Origin of the sequence: Asanoa sp. NPDC050611, assembly GCF_040654855.1 — a bacterium.
Lineage (GTDB): Bacteria > Actinomycetota > Actinomycetes > Mycobacteriales > Micromonosporaceae > Asanoa.
Genome location: NZ_JBFAIU010000525.1, coordinates 1 through 3,559, shown reverse-complemented (window position 1 = coordinate 3,559; position 3,559 = coordinate 1). Strand labels below are relative to the sequence as shown.

Genomic DNA, 3,559 nt, shown 5'->3' with positions numbered 1-3,559 from the left:
CTGCACCAACCCTGTTGACCCACACAGCCGCGTTTTCTCTGCTTCCAGATACGCATCACCGCGGGTGATGCGTGGATGGAAGCAGAGCAAAGCGTGGCGGAGAAACCCCGGCGGACGCGGCAGCGACGCGAAGCGAGCGGTGTCTGGCGGGAGCAACGGTCCGCACCCACCGCGGACCCGAGCAGGAAACGCTCAGCCGATGATCAGCGCCATCGCTTCCGACCGGCTCTTCGCGTCGCTCTGGAAGATGCCGCGGACCGCGGACGTGACCGTCTTCGAGCCGTCCTTCTGGATGCCGCGCATAGCCATGCAGAGGTGTTCGCACTCCAGGACCGCGATCACGCCGCGGGGCTCGAGCTTTTCCATCAGCAGGTCGGCGATCTGGGTGGTCAGGCGCTCCTGGACCTGCGGGCGCCGGGCGAAGATCTCGACCAGGCGGGCGAGCTTCGACAGGCCCGTTATGCGGCCGTTGACGCCCGGGATGTAGCCGATGTGTGCCACGCCCTTGAACGGGAGCAGGTGGTGTTCGCAGACGCTCATGACCTCGATGTCGCGGACCAGCACCAGCTCTTCGTGCTCGGCGTCGAAGGTCGTCCGGAGGACCTGGGCCGGGTCGACCCGCAGGCCCGCGAAGAGTTCCGCATAGGCCCGGGCCACCCGCAGCGGGGTCTTGACCAGGCCGTCGCGGTCCGGGTCCTCGCCGATGGCGATCAGGATCTCGCGGACCGCCTTCTCGATGCGGCCCAGGTCGACCGCGTCCTCTACCGGGCGGCCGGCCAGCTTGCCATCCACGAGCCGGGCGGCGAGGTAGTCGAGTTCCTCAACCTCGCCGTCCGCCTCGTAGTCGATGTTGCTCAGTGTGAGCCGTCCGAGTTGCTGTTGTTCGAGCCGCCGGTGTTGCCGCCGCCCACGCGGGCCTCGGCGCCGTCGGCCTCAGCCTGGACCTTGAGCGCGTCGCGCTCGGCCGGGGTGAGGACCGGAGGCTCGGTCGACGGGCGGCGCTTGCCGAAGCCGTTGTAGGGGGCCATCGGCGGCCGCTTGACGACGCGCGCCGCGATCCGGGCCATGTCGGTGGTCGAGATGGTTTCCTTCTCGATCAGCTCCAGGACCAGGTTGTCGAGCACGTCGCGGTATTCGACCAGGATCTCCCAGGCCTCGTCGTGCGCCAGCTCGATCAGCGAGCGGACCTCGCCGTCGATCTCGGCCGCGACCACGTCGGAGTAGTCCCGCTCGTGACCCATCGTGCGGCCCAGGAACGGCTCGTCGCCGCTGGTGCCGTACTTGACGGCCCCGAGCTTGGAGGACATGCCGTACTGGGTGACCATCGCCCGGGCCAGCGAGGTGGCCTTCTTGATGTCGTCGCCCGCCCCGGTGGTCGGCTCGTGGAAGACCAGTTCCTCCGCCGCGCGGCCGCCGAGGGCGTACGCAAGCGTATCGATCATCTCCGCACGGGTCTGGGTGTACTTGTCCTCGGTCGGGAGCACCAGCGTGTGACCCAGCGAGCGCGAACGGGGCAGGATCGTCACCTTGTGCACCGGCGCCGAGTGCGGCAGCGCCCAGGCGACCAGCGCGTGGCCGCCCTCGTGGTAGGCGGTGATCTTCTTCTCGTGGTCGCTCATCACCCGGGTGCGGCGCTGAGGGCCGGCCACCACGCGGTCGATGGACTCCTCGAGGTAGTCGTTGGTGATCGCCCGCTTGTCGTGCCGGGCGGTCAGCAGCGCGGACTCGTTGATCACGTTGGCCAGGTCGGCACCGCTGAAGCCCGGGGTACGCCGGGCGACCGCGTCGAGGTCGACGTCGGGCGCGAACGGCTTGCCCTTGGCGTGCACCCGCAGGATCGACTTGCGGCCGTCCATGTCGGGGGTGTCGACGGCGATCTGCCGGTCGAACCGGCCCGGGCGCAGCAGCGCCGGGTCGAGGATGTCCGGCCGGTTGGTGGCCGCGATCAGGATGACCCCGCCCTTGGTGTCGAAGCCGTCCATCTCGACGAGCAGCTGGTTGAGCGTCTGCTCGCGCTCGTCGTGACCGCCGCCCATGCCGGCGCCGCGGTGGCGGCCGACGGCGTCGATCTCGTCGACGAACACGATCGCCGGTGCGTTGGCCTTGGCCTGCTCGAACAGGTCGCGGACCCGGCTCGCGCCGACACCGACGAACATCTCGACGAAGTCGGAGCCGGAGATCGAGTAGAACGGCACACCGGCCTCGCCGGCGACCGCGCGGGCGAGCAGGGTCTTGCCCGTGCCCGGCTGGCCGAAGAGCAGCACGCCCTTCGGGATCTTGGCGCCGAGCGCCTGGTACTTCGCCGGGTTCTGCAGGAAGTCCTTGATCTCGCGGAGCTCTTCGACCGCCTCGTCCGCGCCGGCGACGTCGGCGAACGTCGTCTTCGGCGTGTCCTTGGTGATCATCTTCGCCTTGGACTTGCCGAAGTTGAGGACTCGCGAGCCGCCGCCCTGCATCTGCGACATGAAGAACAACAGCAGCACCACGAGCAGCACGATCGGCAGCAGGTTGACCAGGAGGCTCAGCAGCACGTTGTCGCCGGAGACCTGGGTGTCGATGTCACCACTGATCCGGTCGGCGGTCTTCGCGTTCTGGACGTCGTTCCAGATCTGGTCGCCGACCTCGGCCGGGAACTGCGCCTCGATCCGGTTGGTCGTGGTGTCGCCGAACTTCTGCGCCTGCGCGAGGTTGATCTGGAGCGTCTGCTCCTTGTCTTGGAACGTGACCTCTTGGATGCTGTTGGCAGGACCGCTGTTCAGCTGCTGGAGGGCGACGCTGGTGTCCACCCGGTGATAGCTCGGCCCGCCGGTGAACAGCGAGCTGAGCGCGATTGCGCCGGCGATCACAAGGATGATCCAGACCACCGGTCGGCGGAAGAAACGCGTACGTTCCATACTGTTGTCGAGCGGCGAACCGCCCGCATCCTCCTGATCGACGTTATGACCGTGCCGGACTCGTGTTTCCGGGGTGTCGGCCCGCCGCGACCAGCCCGATGAAAAGGCCTGCCACGACCCGCGCCGCCGGGTGCGCCACGGTCATTCGAAGGTACACCCCGAGCGCGAGACGCAAACGACTGAGCCCCGCGCTAGCACATACGGTAGCCGGGGATGCTGTAAGTCCGCTGTACGAAGTTGAGGAGATCCTCAGACTCGGGCGTATACCTCGGGCTTGAGGACGCCGACGTAGGGCAGTTCGCGATAGCGCTCGCTGAAGTCGAGGCCGTAGCCGACCACGAACTCGCTCGGAATGTCGAAGCCGACGTACTTCACCGGCACGTGGACCTTGATCGCGTCCGGCTTGCGGAACAGCGCGACCACTTCGACGCTCGCCGCGGCCCGCGACTCGAGGTATTTGAGGAGCCAGGAGAGGGTCAGCCCCGAGTCGACGATGTCCTCGACCACGATCACGTGGCGGCCGGCGATGTCGCGGTCGAGGTCCTTGAGGATGCGGACCACCCCGGACGAGGTGGTGCCCTGCCCGTAGGAGGAGACCGCCATGAACTCCAGCTCGACGGGCGGACCGTGGCGGCCCAGCGCCCGGGCGAAGTCAGCGACGAACA

The 3,559-nt window shown here is 67.9% G+C and carries 3 protein-coding genes; all 3 read right to left on the bottom strand.

Translation table 11 applies throughout. The features are described 5' to 3' along the window. Nucleotides 1–192: 192 nt before the first annotated feature. Nucleotides 193–849, bottom strand: coding sequence for a GTP cyclohydrolase I FolE (folE, locus tag AB0H87_RS39575; RefSeq protein WP_360158267.1), 657 nt, complete (start codon nt 847–849; stop codon nt 193–195). A 5-nt stretch (nt 850–854) separates the two neighbouring features. Continuing rightward, nucleotides 855–2,894, bottom strand: coding sequence for an ATP-dependent zinc metalloprotease FtsH (gene ftsH, locus AB0H87_RS39570; RefSeq protein ID WP_360158264.1), 2,040 nt, complete (start codon nt 2,892–2,894; stop codon nt 855–857). A 249-nt stretch (nt 2,895–3,143) separates the two neighbouring features. Then, the coding region (gene hpt, locus AB0H87_RS39565) for a hypoxanthine phosphoribosyltransferase (RefSeq protein ID WP_360158261.1) at nt 3,144–3,559 on the bottom strand (416 nt) is incomplete at its 5' end.